The organism is Alcanivorax sp. S6407, from assembly GCF_023016115.1.
Classification (GTDB): domain Bacteria; phylum Pseudomonadota; class Gammaproteobacteria; order Pseudomonadales; family Alcanivoracaceae; genus Alcanivorax.
In genome coordinates, this window is sequence record NZ_JALKBH010000002.1 from 523,526 (window position 1) to 541,313 (window position 17,788).

The window sequence follows — 17,788 nt, forward strand, 5'->3', positions numbered from 1 at the left end:
TGTCAGGCGCACCCGAGGTTAAGGAGGGGACCCGGGTGCCGCCGGTTAAGGCGGTCACACCATGACCACCCCCGGAAATTAAGCGGGCGATTATACGTCATTTCGCGCCCTGTACACAATCCGGACAGTGGCACAGCGCAGCGAAAATCGCTACTCTCCCGCGATGAGCTTTTCATCGCGTACCGACCCCCTCTCCATCAGCCAGCTGAACCTGGAAGCCCAGGGCCTGCTGGAAGGCTCCTTTCCGCTGATCTGGCTGCAGGGCGAGCTGTCCAATCTGTCCCGACCCTCTTCCGGCCACTGGTATTTCAGCCTCAAGGATTCACGGGCCCAGATTAGCGGCGCCATGTTTCGAAACCGTAACAGGCTGGTGGATTTCAACCCGCAGAATGGCCAGCAGGTGCTGGTACGCGCCAAAGTCACGCTGTATGTGCCCCGCGGCAACTTCCAGATCGTGGTGGAACACATGGAGCCCGCCGGCCAGGGGGCACTCAAGGCGCAGTTTGATGCTCTCAAGGCACAACTGCAGGCCGAGGGCCTGTTTGCCCAGGAGCGCAAGCAACCCCTGCCCGCCTGGCCCAACCAGATCGGCGTGATCACCTCACCCAGCGGGGCCGCCATCCGCGACATCCTGCAGGTACTGAAACGGCGCTGCCCGTCCATTCCGGTGGTCATCTACCCGGCAGCAGTACAGGGCGCCGATGCCCCTGCCCAGCTGCGCCAGGCCCTGCAACTTGCCATCCAGCGCAATGAATGTGATGTGCTGATCATTGGCCGCGGTGGCGGCTCCCTCGAGGACCTGTGGGCCTTCAATGACGAGGCTTTGACCCGGGCGGTGGCAGCTTGTCCACTGCCCATCGTGTCCGCGGTGGGTCACGAAGTGGATACCGGCCTCACCGACTTCGCCGCCGACCTGCGCGCCCCCACCCCCTCCGCGGCTGCCGAGCTGGTCAGCCCGGACCTGTCCACAGTGACCCAGCGCTTCGCGGCACTGCAAAGGCGCCTGAAGTGGGTGATGGCCCAGCAGCTACGCAATCCCAAAGACCGCCTGCGCCACCTGACCCAGCGACTACGCTCCCCACGCCATCACCTGGATCAAAGCAGCCAGCGACTGGATGAACTGCAGGCGCGCCTGCAACGACAGATTCGACATCAGTTGCGGCTGGCCGAAAGCCAGTTGATGCCGGTGCAGCAGCGGCTGGCCCGGGTATCACCGCAACGGCTACTGGAAGACCGCCAGCAACGGCTGGCCAATCTGGAACAACGGCTGCCACAACCCGTGCTGCAACGCCTTCAGCAGCAACAGATCCAACTGGGCAATCTCAGCAAGCGGCTCGACACCGCCAGCCCGTTACAGACCCTGGCCAGGGGCTACAGCATCAGCTTCAAGGGCAAGCAGGCGGTGCGTTCAGTGAACCAGCTGAAGCCGGGCGATACGGTCACCACCCGGCTGAAAGACGGCGAATTCAGCGCCCGGATTGAGCACGTTCAGGGGTCAGATACGGGGTCAGCACCCGACTAAGCTGCTGACGCCGGAAGGGCTTGGCCACGTGGGCATTCATGCCCGCAGCCAGGCAGCGCTCGCGCTCTTCTTCCATGGCGTTGGCCGTGAGAGCCACCACCGGCATGGGCACCCTGCCCTGCTCACGCTCCCACTGGCGAAGGCGGCGAGTGGCCTCCATGCCATCCATGACCGGCATCTGTACATCCATCAGGATACAGTCGAAATCCCGCTGCTCGGCCTTGGTCAGGGCTTCCCGACCATTCATGGCTGTCACCACCGTGACCCCCATCTGCTCGAGAATGCGGCGCGCTACCATCAGATTGACCTCGTTGTCCTCCACCAGCAGTACCAGCCCGTGAAGAGTATGCGGCTCCTCTTCATGACCGATCAGCACCACTTCACGGTCATCAGTGATATCGCTGCGGAAGAACAGCCGCAAGGCCACCGTGAAGGTACTGCCACCCCCCTCGGAGCTTGAAAGAGTCAGGGTACCACCGAGCATTTCACTGAGGCGCCGAGCAATGGCCAACCCCAGACCCGTGCCACCGAAACGCCGGGAAGTGGATGAATCCACCTGGGAGAACGCCTGGAACAGCCGCGACTGCTTGTCCTCGGGAATGCCGATGCCGGTGTCGGTAACCGACAGCTTCACGTCCAGCCAGTCTTCCCTCACCTGGTGAGTACTGGCTGCCACGGTGATACCACCCTCGTTGGTAAACTTGATGGCATTGGAAATCAGGTTGTTCAGCACCTGACGCAAACGGGTGGGATCCGTACGCACCAGCCGCCCCGCAATCAGGGAGTCCTTTTCCAGTTTCAGGTACAACCCTTTTTTCTCCGCCAGATAGCGGAAAGTAGACAGGCAATTGTCCAGCAGCGGCTCCAGCTCGAAAAATACCGGATCCAGATCCATACGCCCGGCTTCGATGCGGGAAAAATCGAGGATGTCGTTGATCACATCAAGCAGGTGGCCGGTGGATTCCAGTGCCACCTGGGTGTACTCATGCTGCTCCTCACTCTGCCGGGTCTGCTCCAGCAATTGCAGCATGCCCAGCACCCCGTTCATGGGGGTGCGCAGCTCATGGCTCATCATGGCCAGAAAATCACTTTTTGCCTGGCTGGCGGTCTGTGCCTGTTTATGTGCTGCCTGCAATTCATTGATGGCGCTCTGCTGGTCGACCCGCGCCTCCTCCAGACTGCTCGCCAACTGGTTGATGTCGCTCTGCAAATCGCCCAGCTCCCCCTGCAGCTCGCTGGTTCCTCGTACGTGATAGTCTCCGCCGCGCAGGGTACGCAGCAGGCCGGATAGATAATTCAGCGGTGAGGCAATCTGGCGCGCGAGATAGTGGGCAATCCACAGGCCAAGAATCATCGCCGACATGGCCGGAATCAGACTGGCCAGCAGAATTTCCTTCTGTCTTGCCAGCAAGCGGGAACTGGACATGCCGAGCACCACTTCACCAATCCGCACCGGAGAATCTCCGCCATTGGCGGACACGCTCATGGTCTCGGTGTCCAGTAACGGCTGCCGGTAAATACCGGAATGAAATTCGATAATACTGCTACCGGGCACCCGGTCCTGGCGACCTTCGTAAAGCAACACCTTGCCTTCATTGTCCCGGAATACCACGTATTGCAGATCCGCCTGTTGCATGGCCAGCTGGGCCTGGCGGCGCAGATCACTGTAGTTGCCCGCCAGCACCCCGTATTCCGAGGAGGACGCCAGCTGCGAGGCCATGAAACCACCCAGTGCCTGCAGGTCACGGTCAGCATCTTCGAAACGCTGCCAGGTCAGTGCCACCAGCAACAGGCCAAGCATGAACAGGGCTGGCACCACCCCCAGCAGCTGCAGCTGTTTGCGAATGCCCGTCCCCAGATTCACGGCATCACCTCCAGGGCCGAGCGCAGGGCCTCGGAATCATGGAAGCGCATATCGAAACTGTTGGCCACATGCTCATTAACGATAACGGAAGGAGTATGTACAAACCCGGAGCGACGGAAACGCTTGCGCGCCATAAAGGATTCCAGCTGGATCAGGGTCTCCGAAACCAGATCACCACCACTGGCAAACAAACTGGCCGCACTGCCGGCATGCACATAGCTTTGTTCCGGCCCGAATACCGGACGGCGCAGACGGTAGCTGGTCAACAGCACCAGCTTGGCGCTGTCCGGACCGAACAGGGATTCGTCCACCGGCAGTAACAATGCATCCAGGGAATCCAGTTCCTCACGCAGCACCTTGCCCAGCTCCGCCTGGTCATCCACCTTGAACAGAGTCAGGCCAAGGCGACCCCGGTAGTCCTGTACGGTACCTTCCGACCAGGCACTGTTTCTGCCAATGATAATGCCCACATTGGCGGCCACCGGCATCATCAACTGCAGCATGGCCAGCTGGTCATTGAGTGCCACTCCCGCCCAGATGGCCGCACAATGGCAGCCCTTGCGGCGCAGGGTTTCCTCCAGACGACGACTGACAAAAACGCCCAGTAGCGGCTTTCCAAATTGAACCGAGCGGGAAAAAGCCTCATCACCAAGGGCAACGATCATCTCGGCCGCCTCCCCGGAGGGCGCCAGCAGAATATCTGCATTACCCGCCTGCAAGGCATTGACGAAACCGCTCTTGAAGGGCCCCTCGGCAGCCTGAACATGTACCTTCAGTTTTTCCCGGGCATGCGCGGGGGCAGCTGACAGCAGTAGCCAGATCATCAGAAGCCAACATCCTTGTTGAACTCTCATGTCAGAACCTCACCGACATCCCGAGCCACATCCTGTCCTCGGCATACAGGTTTTCCTCAAATACCAGTGGAGCCTTGTTCAGTGCATGCTGCACCACAGCCTTCCATTCCACTTCGCTGCCAGCCAGTTGATGACGGAAGCGAATCTGCGCATCCACGCGCTCGAAGGTGTTTTCATTATAGTCATTGAACAGGTAATAAGCGGTGCTGAAGCCCCAGCGCTCCGCCATTTGCCAGGACCACAGGGCGCTGGCACTGTCCCTTGCCGCCATCCGGGTCTCGGTCTTGATATTGGTGTCTGTGTGGATATGCGCCCCGGTGGCACGAAACAGATGATTGACCGAAGGCCGCCAGGTGAGCTGCGCCTCGCTACCCTGATGGGTCACCTTACCGTCATTGGCAGGATCAAATTCCACAAAATTGATGGGACCACTGAGCAGGTTGCTGAGGGTTTCCTGGAAATACCGCACATCCAGATCCAGCATGCGAAACTGGCCAAAGTAACCCAGCTCCCAGGAACGAATCTCTTCCGGCACCTGACTGCCCGGGCTGCTCTGTGTTGCGAAGAAATAGGCCGGAGACCACCCCAGCAGCCCCTGGGTGTTACTGGCGAAGGGCTGACTGAGATCCATTGCCTCGATATTGGTGAGCGCTCTCTCCTCATATATATCCGGAGTGCGGATCGCTTCGGAGTAGACGTAACGCACACTGTGACCGGGCAGGAAGCGCCAGTTCAACCCGGCACGGGGGCTGAAGTTGGTTTCACTGATCTCATCATGCTCCCAGTAACCGCCCAGGTTGAGCAGCACGTTCCGCACCACCTCGGCGGACAAATTGCCAAATGCCCGGTAGCTAAGATTGTCCTGCGTGCCTGAAAGATAGGTCTGTGACTCGGCCCGGTCCTGACGGACATTGAGACCGCTGACCAGGCGTAGACGATCATTGATCTGCAGGGTGTCCTGCAGCTCCAGGTCGTAACGCTCTTCCTGAACATCAAACTCGTTGGTGGTACAGAAATCGCTACCGGCCGCCAGCAAGGCATTATACCTGGCGACCACATCCGGGTCGGCAAACGCGGCGCCCAGAGTCGCATTGAGATCACCGTTGTTTTCCAGGTAGAGATCACGCAGTTCGCTGGAGAAGAACAGCCCGCCTCCGGGGCCTGTCTGCCCGGATGCAGGATCCAGATAACAGACCCGAAAGTCCGTAACCTCATTGTTGTATTGACCATAGGCGGTCAGTTTCAGCTGGTGGGTCTGGCTGAAGACGTGCTGCCATTCCATCTGCAGAAACGCCCGTTCGCCGTTTTGAACCGGATCCCGCTGATACTCACCCAGGTCCTGGATCCCGCTGTCCTGCACTCGCTCCAGCCGGCTCATGCTGCCACCGAGCTGCACACCGAAGCTGTTCTTTTCGCTCGCCGTCCACAGCCATTCGCTGTTCAGGGTTTCAATACGCTTGGCATCAGGCAGCTTGCTGCCCTCAAAGGGTTCGTCATAGCCATCGTCAGAGCGGCGCGCCACCGAGGCACGCCAGGCCATGTCTTCAGTCTGCCCCGCCGCTGCCGCACGACCATCACGAATGGCGTTATTACCCCCAGCCAGATAAACGCTGTTGCGGCTCACATCGCGGGGGTCGCGGGTAATGATATTGATCACCGCGGCAAAGGCATTGGCGCCGTAGGCTGCGGCCGCCGGGCCACGGGTGACTTCGATACGCTCCACGTCCTGGATGTCTACCGGCATGTCATTCCAGTTCACCCGGGCAAGGCCGGGCTGATACTGGCTGCGGCCATCCAGTAGCACCAGCATACGGCGCACATCCCGGGCCTGGGTAGCGTGATAGGACACGGTGGGCACATTGCCATCCACCTTGACGGCAGACATACCCGGCACCAGCTTGAGGACTTCGTAGAGTTCGCGGGCGCCACTGGCCTCAATCAGATTACGATCGATCACCGTGACGCTGGCTGGCGCTTCAGACTGGGGCTGACTGACCCGCGCCGGCGTCAGCACCATGGGAGGTGTCTCGCTGAGCGGCATCATGGGCTCCATCGCCCATCCCGCAGGCGAGAAGGCTGTCAGCGCAATGGTGCCCCAGATCCCCCGTCGTTTGATAGCCTCTCCTCCCTGAGCCTGATGAACTACTTTTTCATGCGCTTGATCATCCGGCGCCGCTTGTGGGCCTGGCGATCGGTCAGCACGTTCTTCTTGCCCTCATAGGGGTTGGAGCCCGACTTGAATTCCAACCGAATGGGCGTCCCTTCCAGTTTCAACGCCTCCCGGAAACGATTCTCGAGAAAACGCTTGTAGCTATTGGGCAAGGCCTCGGTGCGATTACCATGCAACACGATGGTAGGCGGATTATTGCCACCCATGTGCGCATAACGCAGCTTGGCACGGAATCGGCCATTACGTGGCGGCGGATGTCCGGCCAGGATCGACTCCATGATCCGGGTCATCTCATTGGTGCCGATCTTGATAAAGGCACTGTCCCAAGCTTTTTCCACCATACCCCAAAGGTCGCCGACCCCGGTACCATGAAGCGCTGAAATGAACTTGATCTTTACCCAAGGGGCAAATTCCAGCCTGCGCCCCAGCTCGATACGCACCCGCTCCTTGTGGTCTGCATCCAGCCCGTCCCACTTGTTGACCGCTATCATAAGCGCTCGGCCACTATCGAGAACATAACCCAAAAGGTGCAGATCCTGATCGGTGATGCCTTCCCGGGCATCAATCACGATCACCACTACCTGGGCCGCTTCCACCGCTTGCAGCGCCTTGATGACAGAGAATTTTTCCACCATCTCGAACACCTTGCCACGGCGCCGCACCCCCGCCGTATCGATCAGGGTGTACTTCTTGTCCATGCGTTCGAACGGCACTTCGATGGAATCCCGGGTGGTGCCGGCATGATCAAACACCACCACCCGTTCTTCGCCAAGCATGCGGTTGATCAGGGTGGACTTGCCCACATTGGGGCGACCAAGTACCGCAACGCGGATACTGCCGTCATTGGTGTCCACGGGCTCGCCGTCTTCGTCAAAGAAGGGCTCCAGATCAGGGAATGACTCCAGCACGGTCTCGATCATGCTACGCACCCCGCGGCCATGGGCCGCCGCAATGGGCAGCACCTCGTTCATACCCAGGGTGTAGAAATCCGCCATGGCGGTATCCGGGTCGATACCGTCGGTCTTGTTGACCACCAGATAGGCAGGCTTTGGCAGCTTGCGCAGTTCCGCGGCGATCTGTTCATCCGCTGCGCTCAACCCGGCACGGCCATCCACCATGAACAGCACCAGATCCGCCTCACCCACCGCAGTCAGCGATTGCTCGGTCATCGGTGCATCGATACCATCGTCGTTCTCCCCGATCCCCCCGGTATCCACCACGGTGTAGAGGTAATCCCCGAGTCTGCCATCACCGTATTTGCGGTCACGGGTCAGCCCCGGGAAGTCTGCTACCAGAGCATCCCGGGTTCGGGTGAGTCGATTGAACAGGGTGGATTTGCCCACATTGGGCCGCCCCACCAGGGCGATAACCGGCTTCATAGGTATCTCTGCAAGAGTATTTGGGCGCTATGGTAACGCAAATCAGGGGGAGAGGCGGAGAGAAGAAAACAGGATTATGTGCACAACGGCTACCGCCTGCGGGGCGCCGCAGGACAGGGATGAGCGCGAAGCCGCTCCCTGCCCCCGGGCAGCAGGGTTATTCGTCGCTATCCGAAGAGAACAGACGCTTCCAGAATGAAGGTTTACGGGGGCTCAGCTGGTAAGCGGACAGCTTGCCGTCGAAGCCGACCACATAGAGCACATCACCATAGGCGACAGGAGTGCCGGCAAAGCCGTCCCCATCATGACGCTTGCGGGCAACAATGCTGCCATCGTCAGCGTTCAACCAGTGGATATAGCCCTCAAAATCACCTGCGGCAACCAGACCTCCCTGATAGGCCGTACCGGTAAGGCGGCGACCGTACAGCTTGTCCTGCTTCCACAGCACGGTACCACCGCGCTGATCCACAGCTCTCACCACACCCACATCGTCCGCCACAAACAGACTGCCAGCACCGCTGGTGCTGATCTCGCGGGCGCTGGACATGGGCTTCTCCCAGTACAACCGACCGGTATCCGCATCCAGCACACCGATCTTGCCCTGGAAGCTGACAGCGAAAACACCACCACCTTCCACGATCAGATTGCCATCCACATCCACCAGACGATCCAGCTCGGACCGGCCAGTGGCTTCCGCAATACGCTTCTCCCACACTGGCGCGCCACTGGACAGATCCAGTGCCACCACCTTGGCATTGGCAAATCCGGCATACACCTTGTCACCCGCAATGGTCGGCTGAGCCAGACCACGCAGCGTCAGGGTGGGAGGCGGGGTCTCAAAATCCCAGCGCTGCTCACCCGTGGCCGCATCCAGTGCCGCAATGTGGCCGTCCTGGGTCTGGAAAATCGCCAGGTTACCGTCACTTACCGGGATGGCCAGCGCCTCCCCGGTAAGCTGGGTTTTCCAGAGGGTGTCACCGGTTTCCGCATCCAGCGCCACCGCCATACCTTCGCGGGTACCGTACAAGACCATGCCGTAACCGGTGTAGAAGCCACCGGCAATCCGATCCCCGGTCTTCACCCGCCACTGGCGCTTGCCGGTTTCCCGGTTGATGGCGTAAACACGGCCTTCCACATCACCGGCTACAACCTGCAGAGAGGTAACCGCCGGACGCAAGGTCAACTGGCTGTCCTGCAGGCCATCACCCACCCCTTCACTCCACAGCCGCTTTACCTTGTAGCTGGCCTCAAAGTCGGGCAGATCGTTGGGTTCAATGGCATTGGGGTTGGAGCTGCAGCCGGCCAGCACAAGGCCAGCCAGCAACAGGGGAAGCAGAAGGTTTTTCATGTAAGTCCTGTTCAGGAAGCGGTCTTCAGGTCGTCAAGTTTCATCTGCACACGGTCCTTTTCTCCACCGTCCTGCAGTACGTCCAGAGCCTCGCCATAATGGGTCTCGGCGGCAGCCAGATCGCCCTGCCCCTTGGCCGCATCGCCACGCAGCTCCAGGGCCATGCCGCTAAAGGCTTCCGGGAATTTGCCCTTGAGCACAGCTTCAGCCTTGTCCCAGGCCTGCTGCTGCAGGTAAACACGGGCCAGACGCAGGGTGGCCGTATAGGTCAACGCATCGGTGGCACCGCTATCTGCCACTTCCTGCAGCAGAGTCACTGCTGCATCGTAGTCGGCTTCAGATACCGCCAGGCTGGCCTTGGCCAGACGGGCGTGATCAGCATAGGCACTGCTCGGGTATTCCTCGATCAGGGCATCGGCCTTCTCGGTCACTGCGTCTTTCTGCGCCGCACCCAGCGACTCCAGCATGCTCTGGTACTGGCTGGAGGCATCCGTGGACTGCTCACCCTGATAGCCCTGCCATTCACGCCAGCCAATCAGCGCGGCCACGGCCAACACGATGGTAATGATGGTGGCCGTACCGTTTTCCTTCCACCAGTTCTTGAGCAGTTCCGCCTGCTCTTCTTCGTCACGGATGTAATCGACCACCCTGATCTCCTTTCGTTTTTATGACCCGGAAGCGTTCTTTCCGGCGACTGTTTATTTCGTGTGCCCCGGCGTTCGACTTAACGCCGGGAAGCAAGCTACAAGCTACAAGCTTCAAGCTACAACGCGGCAAATGCCGTGCTTTTCGATTTCCGTCAACGCCGCGCCCGGGCTCAGAGCGCGGGCAGCACGATAACGGTCGGCACCAGCATTCTATCGCGCCTTGTAGCTTGCAGCTTAAAGCTTGTCGCTGTCTTTATCCCAGTAGCGAGGTCACCGCATTGGCCACATCACCCTGGGCAACCTGAACCTGCTCACCCTGACCACGCAGCGGCTTCACCGTCACCACGCCATTGGCCAGTTCGTCTTCGCCGATAATCAGGGCCACGGCCGCACCGCTGCGGTCGGCCTTTTTCATCTGGCTCTTGAAGCTTCCGCCACCACAATGCAGCTGAATCCCCTTGCCCGGCAGCGCATCACGCAGCTCTTCCGCCAGCGTCATGGTCGGCGCCAGTACATCACCCATGGCCATCACATAGACGTCCACCGGCGCAGACAGTTCCGGCATTTGTTGCTCGACCAGCAAAATCAGACGCTCCACACCCATGGCGAAGCCCACTGCCGGTGTCGGCTTACCGCCCAGCTGTTCCACCAGGCCGTCGTAGCGACCGCCGGCACACACGGTGCCCTGTGCACCGAGCGCATCGGTGACCCACTCGAACACGGTCTTACCGTAGTAGTCCAGACCGCGCACCAGGTAGGGGTTCACTTTATAAGCAATGCCATTAGCATCGAGCAAGGCTTTCAGGCCATCAAAGTGCGCGCGTGCCTCTTCATTGAGGTAATCGGCCAGCTGAGGAGCATTCTCCAGCACCTCACGGGTGCCCGGATCCTTACTGTCCAGTACGCGCAACGGACTACGTTCGATACGCTTGCGGGAATCCTCGTCGATCTGCTCTACGTGTTCCTGCAGATAGGCCACCAGCGCATCACGATAGCGCGCGCGGTCTTCACTGTCGCCCAGGGAATTCAGTTCCAGCGTCACCATGTCTGCCAGGCCAAGGGCTTGCCACAGTCGGGCCGTCATCAGGATGACTTCGGCGTCGATATCCGGACCGTTCATGCCAAAGGTTTCCACCCCGATCTGGTGAAACTGGCGATAGCGACCGGCCTGAGGACGTTCATGACGGAACATGGGGCCGGTGTACCACAGACGCTGGGTCTGGTTGTAGAGCAAGCCATGCTGTTCACAGGCGCGCACACAGCTGGCGGTGCCTTCCGGACGCAAGGTCAGGCTGTCACCGTTTCGATCATCGAAGGTGTACATTTCCTTTTCGACGATATCGGTAACCTCACCGATACTGCGCTTGAACAGATCAGTCTGCTCGACAATGGGCATGCGGATTTCCTGATAGCCATAGCTGGCCAGCACACCACGCACCTTGTCTTCCAGCCACTGCCACAGGCCGGTCTGCTCAGGCAGGATGTCGTTCATCCCGCGGATGGAAGTGATCTTTTTATTGACTGCCTTGCTCACTGCATTTCCTTCAAAACGCTGGACGCCTAACGCCAAACGCCCGACGCAGGCACCATCATGGCGTCCGGCGTCGGGCATCCGGCGTCCAGCGTCAGTTATTCACTTCTTGCGATGATGCCTTTCTCTTCATCTTCGCGCTGCTGCTTCACCTTGGCCCGCACCATCCGTTCCAGCTCGTCCACCAGGTCTTCCTTGGTGACGTGATGGCTTTTTTCGCCATTCAGGTACGAAAGATTGTTGGGGGTGCCGCCAGTCAGGCCCACATCAGCCTCACGGGCTTCGCCGGGGCCGTTGACCAGGCAGCCAATCACCGCCAGATCCACAGACTCATTGATGTCTTCCAGCCGCGCCTCCAGCTCGTTGACGGTCTTGATCACGTCAAAGTTCTGTCGCGAACAGCTGGGGCAGGCGATAATGTTCACGCCTTTCTTGCGCAGGTTAAGGCTCTTGAGAATATCGAAGCCTACGCGCACTTCTTCCACCGGATCCGCCGCCAGGGAAATACGGATGGTATCGCCAATCCCTTCCATTAGCAGCGAACCCAGCGCCACTGCAGATTTCACCGTACCGGAGCGGAACGTCCCCGCCTCGGTCACACCGAGATGAAGCGGCTGTTCAATCTGTTGCGAGAGTTTCCGGTAGGCCTGCAGGGTCATGAACACATTGGACGCCTTGACGCTGACCTTGAAGTCCTGAAAGTCATGGCGATCAAGAATATCCACATGGCGCAGGGCCGATTCCACCAGCGCATCGGAGGTAGGTTCGCCGTATTTGCGCTGCAGTTCCTTTTCCAGAGAACCGGCATTGACGCCGATGCGAATCGGAATGCCCTTGTCTTTCGCGCACTGGATCACCGCCTTGATGCGATCTTCGCGGCCGATGTTGCCGGGATTGATACGCAGGCAATCCACGCCCTTTTCGGCTACTGCCAGAGCGATCTTGTAGTCGTAGTGAATGTCCGCCACCAGCGGCACATCCACCCGTTTTCGAATCTCACCGAAGGCGTCTGCGGCCTCCATGCTGGGCACGGACACTCGCACAATATCCACACCGGCATCCTGCAGACGCTGGATCTGGCCTACCGTGGCCGCCACATCACAGGTTTCGGTATTGGTCATGCTCTGTACGGAGATAGGCGCGTCACCGCCCACCGGCACCTTGCCGACAAAGATCTGCCGGGTCTTGCGGCGCTCGATTTTGACTTCCGGTTCCATGGTATGTCTCGGTATTGATCAGGGGAGCGTCAGATTGACAACTTTACCAGGCGAATCCGTCGGCAAGGTGACAGCCTCGCCATTCAGGAACAGCTCGCTGACTGCCGCAGCGTTACCGATCTTGAGGCTGAAAGGCGCCTTGCCATCTACCCGCAGGGTAGCACCGGCCGGCTTGACGCCCTGGCGCAGCACACGGCCATTGGCATCACGAATTTCCATCCAGCAGTCGGCGTTCAGATCCATCACCAGACGGTCCTGCCCATTGCCTGCCAGCATATCGGGATCAATGGCAGGGGCCGCCTCTTCCACGGCAGGGGTGGGCTCTACCGGCTCTTGCTCTGCCTGGCCGGCTTCAGCCGTTTCAGCATCGTCCATGGCTCCAACCGTGTCTGCCATGGCTGATTCCGGACCCGCGTCATCAACCACCGCGGCGTCAGGCCCGGCAGTCGGATCCTGCTGACCGGCATCCTCTGACAGGGGCGCCAGCGGCGCGCCGTCCACAGCATCAGGCTCATCTTCACCCTGCGGCCAGAGCACCACTACCGCAATGACTGCCACAATCAGGATCAGCAACCACACCACCGGCCTGGCCAGCAGGCCCCGACGGTTGGGCATGCTTGGCAATTCCAGCGGCTTGTCGAAAGCGTCTTCGTTGATCATTTGCTGGAACGTATTGGCCACTTCATCTGCGGGCAGTCCCAGCAGGCGAGCATAGTTCTTCAGGTAACCCTTGACGAAAGTCGCCTCGGGCAGACGCTCGTAATCATCTGCTTCCAGCGCCAGCAGATAGGTCTGGGACAGGTGCATACGCTTTGCCGCTTCTGCGGTTGTCCAGCCCATGGCCTCACGGGCCTTGCGGCAACGCTCGCCGGGCAACACGACCATCTTGTCACTCATTGTGCGCTCTCCCGTGCAGCTTTCCAGTCCTTCCACTCACTGTATTCTGGTGAGCGACGATAAAGGTTTTCCAGTGCCAGCTCATAGCTGGAGAGTTGATCCTTGAAGCCCAGGGTCGTTGCCAGCTTCGCTCCCAGCAGCAGGGAGCGGGCGCTTTGACGGTTACTGCGCTGAACATATTGCTGATAGTAGTCCCAGGCCAGTCGCGTGCGCTGTTCCTTGAAGTACAGGTCCGCCAGCTCCAGATTCGGCACCACCGCCTGAGGATTCAGGCGCAGAGCCTTGATGAATGCCTTCTGGGCTTCCTCATCCCGTCCCAGCTCCCGGTAGCAGCGACCCATGTTTTCCCAGGCACTGCCACGGCCACTGTAGCTCGGATCATTGGCCGCCCGCTCAAAACGCTTGAGGGCAGCCTCATACTCGCCTTTTGAAAACAGTAAGGTGCCGTAGTTGTTCTGGGCTGGGGAGTAACTACGGTCCGCACTGACCGCCTTCTTGTAGTGCTCTTCTTCCAGGGCAGGATCCTGCTCGTACTTGTAGAGCAGCGCCATGGCGTTGTGCGCCACGGCACTGTCATCGTCAAGCTGGAGAGCTCGTGAGAAATGCCGGCGGGCTTCGGAAGGATTGCCCTGCTGAAGATACTGCAGACCGGCAGCCACCCGACTGGTGACGGCCTCATCGACTTTGACTTCCCGCTCACCGGATTCCACCGTCACACACCCGGTGGAGAGAAAGCCCGCAACCAGCAGGCCAAGAAAACCGCGAATAAGAGGATTCATTACGCTTGCGCTGTATTGTTATCCGTGTGTTCGGAGCGGTGAAAAATGGATTGTTTCCAGCGCTCACTGCGCCGGGTCCGGTCCTGCACCTGCCCCACCAGCTGACCACAGGCGGCATCGATATCATCACCGCGCGTCGTCCTGACCGTAGTCAACAATCCATTGTCATTCAGATACTTATGGAACTCCAGAATATCGCTCTTGCGTGAACGTTCATAGCCTGCATGCGGGAAGGGATTGAAAGGGATCAGATTCACCTTCACCGGCAGGCCGTTCAACAGCTTGACCAGCTGACGAGCGTGCTCCGGCTTATCGTTCACGTCCCGCAGCATCACATATTCCATGGTGATAGTGTTGTGCTTGTGGGAAATATTTTTGGTGTAACGCTTGCACGCCGCCATCAACTCTTTCAGCGGGTACTTGCGATTCAACGGCACCAGCTCGTTACGCAGCTCGTCGTTGGGAGCATGCAAACTCACTGCCAGGGCCACATCCAGGTCCTGGCTGAGCTGGTCGATCTTCGGAATCACCCCGGAAGTAGAGAGGGTGATCCGCTTCTTGCCAATACCGTAGCCCAGGTCATCTTTCATGATGCGCATGGCACTGAGCACGTTGTCATAGTTGAGCAGGGGCTCGCCCATGCCCATCATCACCACATTGGTGATCGGGTGCTCACCGAGATTGCGGCGCGGGCCAAAGGACCGGCTGGCCTGCCACACCTGGCCAATGATTTCGGCACTGGTCATATCCCGCTGGAAGCCCTGCTTGCCAGTGGAGCAAAAGCTGCAATCCACTGCACACCCCACCTGGGAGGACACACACAGGGTGCCGCGGCGGCCATCGGGAATAAAAACGGTTTCCACCGCACCACCGTTATCCATTTCAAACACCCACTTGCGGGTGCCGTCACGGCTGATGCTCTCGTGGATCACTTCCGGGCCGCGAATTTCCGCCACCTCGGACAGTTTCTGGCGCAATGCCTTACCCACATCTGTCATTTGCTCGAACGAATCCGCCTGATGATGGTGGATCCATTTCAGCACCTGCTGGGCACGAAACTTCTTCTCTCCCATTTCCAGGAAGAAGGCTTCCATTTGCGGGCGATCGAGACCGAGCAGATTGACTTTCTGTTGGGCTGTCATGGCATTTCTCCAGTAGGAAACACGGTTTCCTGATAAACGCCAGCCACGACCAAAGGCCGTGGCTGGAGGTTGCTCACTCGCTGAAACTTAGCGAGTGCGCGGGCACAGTTCTTCGTCAGAGAAGAAGTAGGCCACTTCACGGGCCGCAGACTCGGTGGAGTCAGAGCCGTGTACCGCGTTCTCGTCAATGGTTTGAGCGAAATCGGCACGAATGGTTCCAGCTTCCGCTTCCGCCGGGTTGGTAGCACCCATCAGGTCACGGTTCTTGGCCACGGCGCCTTCGCCTTCCAGAACCTGGACAACGACAGGACCGCTGGTCATGAAGGACACCAGATCCTTGAAGAAAGGACGCTCTTTGTGCTCGGCGTAGAAACCGCCAGCCTGCTCGTCGCTCAGGTGTACCATCTTCATGGCAACTACTTTCAGGTCAGCCTTTTCGAAACGGGCAACGATGTCACCGATTACGTTCTTGGCCACGGCATCAGGCTTGATGATAGAGAGGGTGCGCTCAACAGCCATCAGTCTGTTCACTCCAGATTTGCGTTAAATGGTCCTCGGAAACCCAAACGGTTCCCCGGGGCAATGACAGGGGCGATCGGCAGACTGGCAAAGCAGCCCACGCAGCAACCCCCTGGAACCGGCGGATTATACGCAAGAGAGGCGAATTATGATACCGTTGCCGCCCCGTCGGACACGCACCGCCCCGCCGTCACCGGAAGCCGGCCTTTCTGCCCCGGCCCCTATTCGACAGCGCCCGCGAAAGGCGTATAATACCCGACTAAATTACTCTGGTATTTCCCATTACCCTGGACCGCAGGCGCTGATCTATGAGCCAAGCCGAACTGGACAAGCTGATTCGCTCCAATTACGAGGCCGGTTTCACCACCACGGTGGACGCTGAGACCTTGCCCCCTGGGCTGAGCGAAGATGTCATCCGCTTTCTGTCTGCCAAGAAGGAAGAGCCGGAATGGATGCTGGAATGGCGGCTGGAGAGCTACCGTAAATGGCAGGAAATGCCCTCCCCGACCTGGGCACACCTGCAGCACCCGCCCATTGATTTCAATGAGGTGTCCTACTACTCCAAGCCCAAAAGCCTGGATAACGCCCCGAAAAGCCTCGACGAGGTAGACCCGGAGCTGCTGGCCACCTATGAAAAACTGGGCATTCCGCTGCACGAGCAGGAAATGCTGGCGGGTGTGGCCGTGGATGTGGTGTTCGACTCCTCTTCGGTGTTTACCACCTTTAAAGAGAAGCTGGCGGAAGCCGGAGTGATCTTCTGTTCCATCTCCGAGGCTATCAAGGAACATCCGGAGCTGATCAAGAAGTACCTGGGCTCCGTGGTACCCCAGGGCGACAACTTCTACGCGGCACTGAACAGCGCGGTGTTCTCGGACGGGTCTTTCGTATACATCCCTAGGGGCGTTCGCTGCCCCATGGAGCTGTCTACCTACTTCCGTATCAACGAAGCCAACACCGGCCAGTTCGAACGCACTCTGATCGTGGCCGATGAAGGCAGCTACGTGAGCTATCTGGAAGGCTGTACCGCCCCCCAGCGCGATGAAAACCAGCTGCACGCGGCCGTGGTCGAACTGGTGGCCCTGCCCGGTGCCGAGATCAAGTACTCCACCGTTCAAAACTGGTACCCCGGTGACGAGAACGGCAAGGGCGGCATCTACAACTTCGTGACAAAGCGCGGTGTGGCCCACGACAACAGCAAGATCAGCTGGACCCAGGTGGAAACCGGCTCCGCCATCACCTGGAAGTACCCGTCGGTGATTCTGCGCGGCGACAACAGCATTGGTGAGTTCTACTCCGTGGCCCTTACCCGCCACATGCAGCAGGCGGACACCGGCACCAAGATGATCCACCTGGGCAAGAACACCAGGAGCACCATCATTTCCAAGGGCATCTCAGCTGCTCGCAGCCAGAATGCCTACCGGGGCCTGGTGCGCATCAGCCCGCGGGCGGAAAACGCCCGTAACTTCACCCAGTGTGACTCCCTGCTGCTGGGCGATCAGTGCGGCGCACACACCTTCCCGTATATCGAGTCGAAGAACCCCACGGCCACCATCGAGCACGAGGCCACCACCTCCAAGGTGAGTGACGACCAGATGTTCCTGTGTCGCCAACGCGGTATCGACCCGGAAAAGGCGGTTTCCATGATCGTGAACGGCTTCTGTAAAGAGGTGTTCAAGGAGCTGCCCATGGAGTTTGCGGTGGAAGCCGGCAAGCTGCTGGAAGTGAGCCTGGAAGGCGCAGTGGGCTAAGCGGGCCAAGAGGCCTAAAGAGTTAAGCCCGAACATGACATTTACGCTGCGGGTTAGCTGATCGCAGGGGCCATGACAGTCGCGAGTGACGAGTCACGAGTTTCGAAGAGCAAAACCGGTTTTGCCTTTCGCTCCTCGTAACTCGTCACTCGAAACTCAGCACTTCGCCCT

Annotated in this window: 14 protein-coding genes; 2 read left to right on the forward strand and 12 right to left on the reverse strand. The window is 59.3% G+C overall.

What is annotated here, in order from left to right; genetic code table 11:
- Positions 1-163 precede the first annotated feature (163 nt).
- Positions 164-1,522, forward strand: coding sequence for an exodeoxyribonuclease VII large subunit (xseA, locus tag MWU49_RS05570; RefSeq protein WP_246969205.1), 1,359 nt, complete (start codon positions 164-166; stop codon positions 1,520-1,522).
- Here xseA and MWU49_RS05575 read toward each other — a convergent pair.
- The 12 genes from MWU49_RS05575 to ndk form a co-directional block, all read right to left on the reverse strand.
- Positions 1,467-3,386: an ATP-binding protein gene (locus MWU49_RS05575; RefSeq protein WP_246969208.1), complete on the reverse strand. Its 1,920-nt coding sequence runs from the start codon at positions 3,384-3,386 to the stop codon at positions 1,467-1,469. The two genes, xseA and MWU49_RS05575, sit on opposite strands and share 56 nt — an antisense overlap.
- On the reverse strand, positions 3,383-4,210 hold the full coding sequence (locus MWU49_RS05580) for a hypothetical protein (protein ID WP_246969211.1): 828 nt from the start codon (positions 4,208-4,210) through the stop codon (positions 3,383-3,385). Before MWU49_RS05580 ends, MWU49_RS05575 begins: the two co-directional genes overlap by 4 nt.
- Before the next feature lie 31 nt (positions 4,211-4,241).
- Positions 4,242-6,293, reverse strand: coding sequence for a TonB-dependent receptor (locus tag MWU49_RS05585; protein ID WP_246969213.1), 2,052 nt, complete (start codon positions 6,291-6,293; stop codon positions 4,242-4,244).
- An 89-nt stretch (positions 6,294-6,382) separates the two neighbouring features.
- Positions 6,383-7,789, reverse strand: coding sequence for a ribosome biogenesis GTPase Der (gene der / locus MWU49_RS05590; RefSeq protein WP_246969215.1), 1,407 nt, complete (start codon positions 7,787-7,789; stop codon positions 6,383-6,385).
- Between the two features lie 157 nt (positions 7,790-7,946).
- Positions 7,947-9,137: an outer membrane protein assembly factor BamB gene (bamB, locus tag MWU49_RS05595; protein ID WP_246969217.1), complete on the reverse strand. Its 1,191-nt coding sequence runs from the start codon at positions 9,135-9,137 to the stop codon at positions 7,947-7,949.
- Between the two features lie 11 nt (positions 9,138-9,148).
- The gene (locus MWU49_RS05600; RefSeq protein WP_246969219.1) at positions 9,149-9,784 is read right to left on the reverse strand and encodes a tetratricopeptide repeat protein; all 636 of its coding nucleotides are present in this window, start codon (positions 9,782-9,784) and stop codon (positions 9,149-9,151) included.
- Positions 9,785-10,037: 253 nt separating this feature from the next.
- The gene (gene hisS, locus MWU49_RS05605; RefSeq protein ID WP_246970732.1) at positions 10,038-11,276 is read right to left on the reverse strand and encodes a histidine--tRNA ligase; all 1,239 of its coding nucleotides are present in this window, start codon (positions 11,274-11,276) and stop codon (positions 10,038-10,040) included.
- A 137-nt stretch (positions 11,277-11,413) separates the two neighbouring features.
- Complete coding sequence (ispG, locus tag MWU49_RS05610) at positions 11,414-12,532, reverse strand: flavodoxin-dependent (E)-4-hydroxy-3-methylbut-2-enyl-diphosphate synthase (RefSeq protein WP_246969221.1); 1,119 nt, start codon at positions 12,530-12,532, stop codon at positions 11,414-11,416.
- An 18-nt stretch (positions 12,533-12,550) separates the two neighbouring features.
- The gene (locus MWU49_RS05615; RefSeq protein WP_246969223.1) at positions 12,551-13,429 is read right to left on the reverse strand and encodes a RodZ domain-containing protein; all 879 of its coding nucleotides are present in this window, start codon (positions 13,427-13,429) and stop codon (positions 12,551-12,553) included.
- Positions 13,426-14,208 carry a type IV pilus biogenesis/stability protein PilW gene (gene pilW / locus MWU49_RS05620; protein ID WP_246969227.1) on the reverse strand — a complete coding sequence of 261 codons (783 nt, stop codon included), beginning with the start codon at positions 14,206-14,208 and terminating at the stop codon, positions 13,426-13,428. Before pilW ends, MWU49_RS05615 begins: the two co-directional genes overlap by 4 nt.
- Positions 14,208-15,350, reverse strand: coding sequence for a 23S rRNA (adenine(2503)-C(2))-methyltransferase RlmN (gene rlmN, locus MWU49_RS05625; RefSeq protein WP_246969229.1), 1,143 nt, complete (start codon positions 15,348-15,350; stop codon positions 14,208-14,210). Before rlmN ends, pilW begins: the two co-directional genes overlap by 1 nt.
- 87 nt (positions 15,351-15,437) lie before the next feature.
- Positions 15,438-15,869, reverse strand: coding sequence for a nucleoside-diphosphate kinase (gene ndk / locus MWU49_RS05630; protein WP_246969232.1), 432 nt, complete (start codon positions 15,867-15,869; stop codon positions 15,438-15,440).
- 308 nt (positions 15,870-16,177) lie between these two features.
- On the opposite strand from ndk, the gene sufB reads away from it, so the two are divergent.
- On the forward strand, positions 16,178-17,617 hold the full coding sequence (gene sufB, locus MWU49_RS05635; protein WP_246969235.1) for a Fe-S cluster assembly protein SufB: 1,440 nt from the start codon (positions 16,178-16,180) through the stop codon (positions 17,615-17,617).
- Positions 17,618-17,788: the final 171 nt, after the last annotated feature.

Coding starts and splice junctions, on each gene's coding strand:
- xseA (WP_246969205.1), top strand. CDS start 164: ATGAGCTTTTCATCGCGTACCGACCCCCTCTCCATCAGCCAGCTGAAC.
- MWU49_RS05580 (WP_246969211.1), bottom strand. CDS start 4,210: ATGATCTGGCTACTGCTGTCAGCTGCCCCCGCGCATGCCCGGGAAAAA.
- MWU49_RS05585 (WP_246969213.1), bottom strand. CDS start 6,293: ATGGAGCCCATGATGCCGCTCAGCGAGACACCTCCCATGGTGCTGACG.
- der (WP_246969215.1), bottom strand. CDS start 7,789: ATGAAGCCGGTTATCGCCCTGGTGGGGCGGCCCAATGTGGGCAAATCC.
- bamB (WP_246969217.1), bottom strand. CDS start 9,137: ATGAAAAACCTTCTGCTTCCCCTGTTGCTGGCTGGCCTTGTGCTGGCC.
- hisS (WP_246970732.1), bottom strand. CDS start 11,276: ATGAACGACATCCTGCCTGAGCAGACCGGCCTGTGGCAGTGGCTGGAA.
- ispG (WP_246969221.1), bottom strand. CDS start 12,532: ATGGAACCGGAAGTCAAAATCGAGCGCCGCAAGACCCGGCAGATCTTT.
- MWU49_RS05615 (WP_246969223.1), bottom strand. CDS start 13,429: ATGAGTGACAAGATGGTCGTGTTGCCCGGCGAGCGTTGCCGCAAGGCC.
- pilW (WP_246969227.1), bottom strand. CDS start 14,208: ATGAATCCTCTTATTCGCGGTTTTCTTGGCCTGCTGGTTGCGGGCTTT.
- rlmN (WP_246969229.1), bottom strand. CDS start 15,350: ATGACAGCCCAACAGAAAGTCAATCTGCTCGGTCTCGATCGCCCGCAA.
- ndk (WP_246969232.1), bottom strand. CDS start 15,869: ATGGCTGTTGAGCGCACCCTCTCTATCATCAAGCCTGATGCCGTGGCC.
- sufB (WP_246969235.1), top strand. CDS start 16,178: ATGAGCCAAGCCGAACTGGACAAGCTGATTCGCTCCAATTACGAGGCC.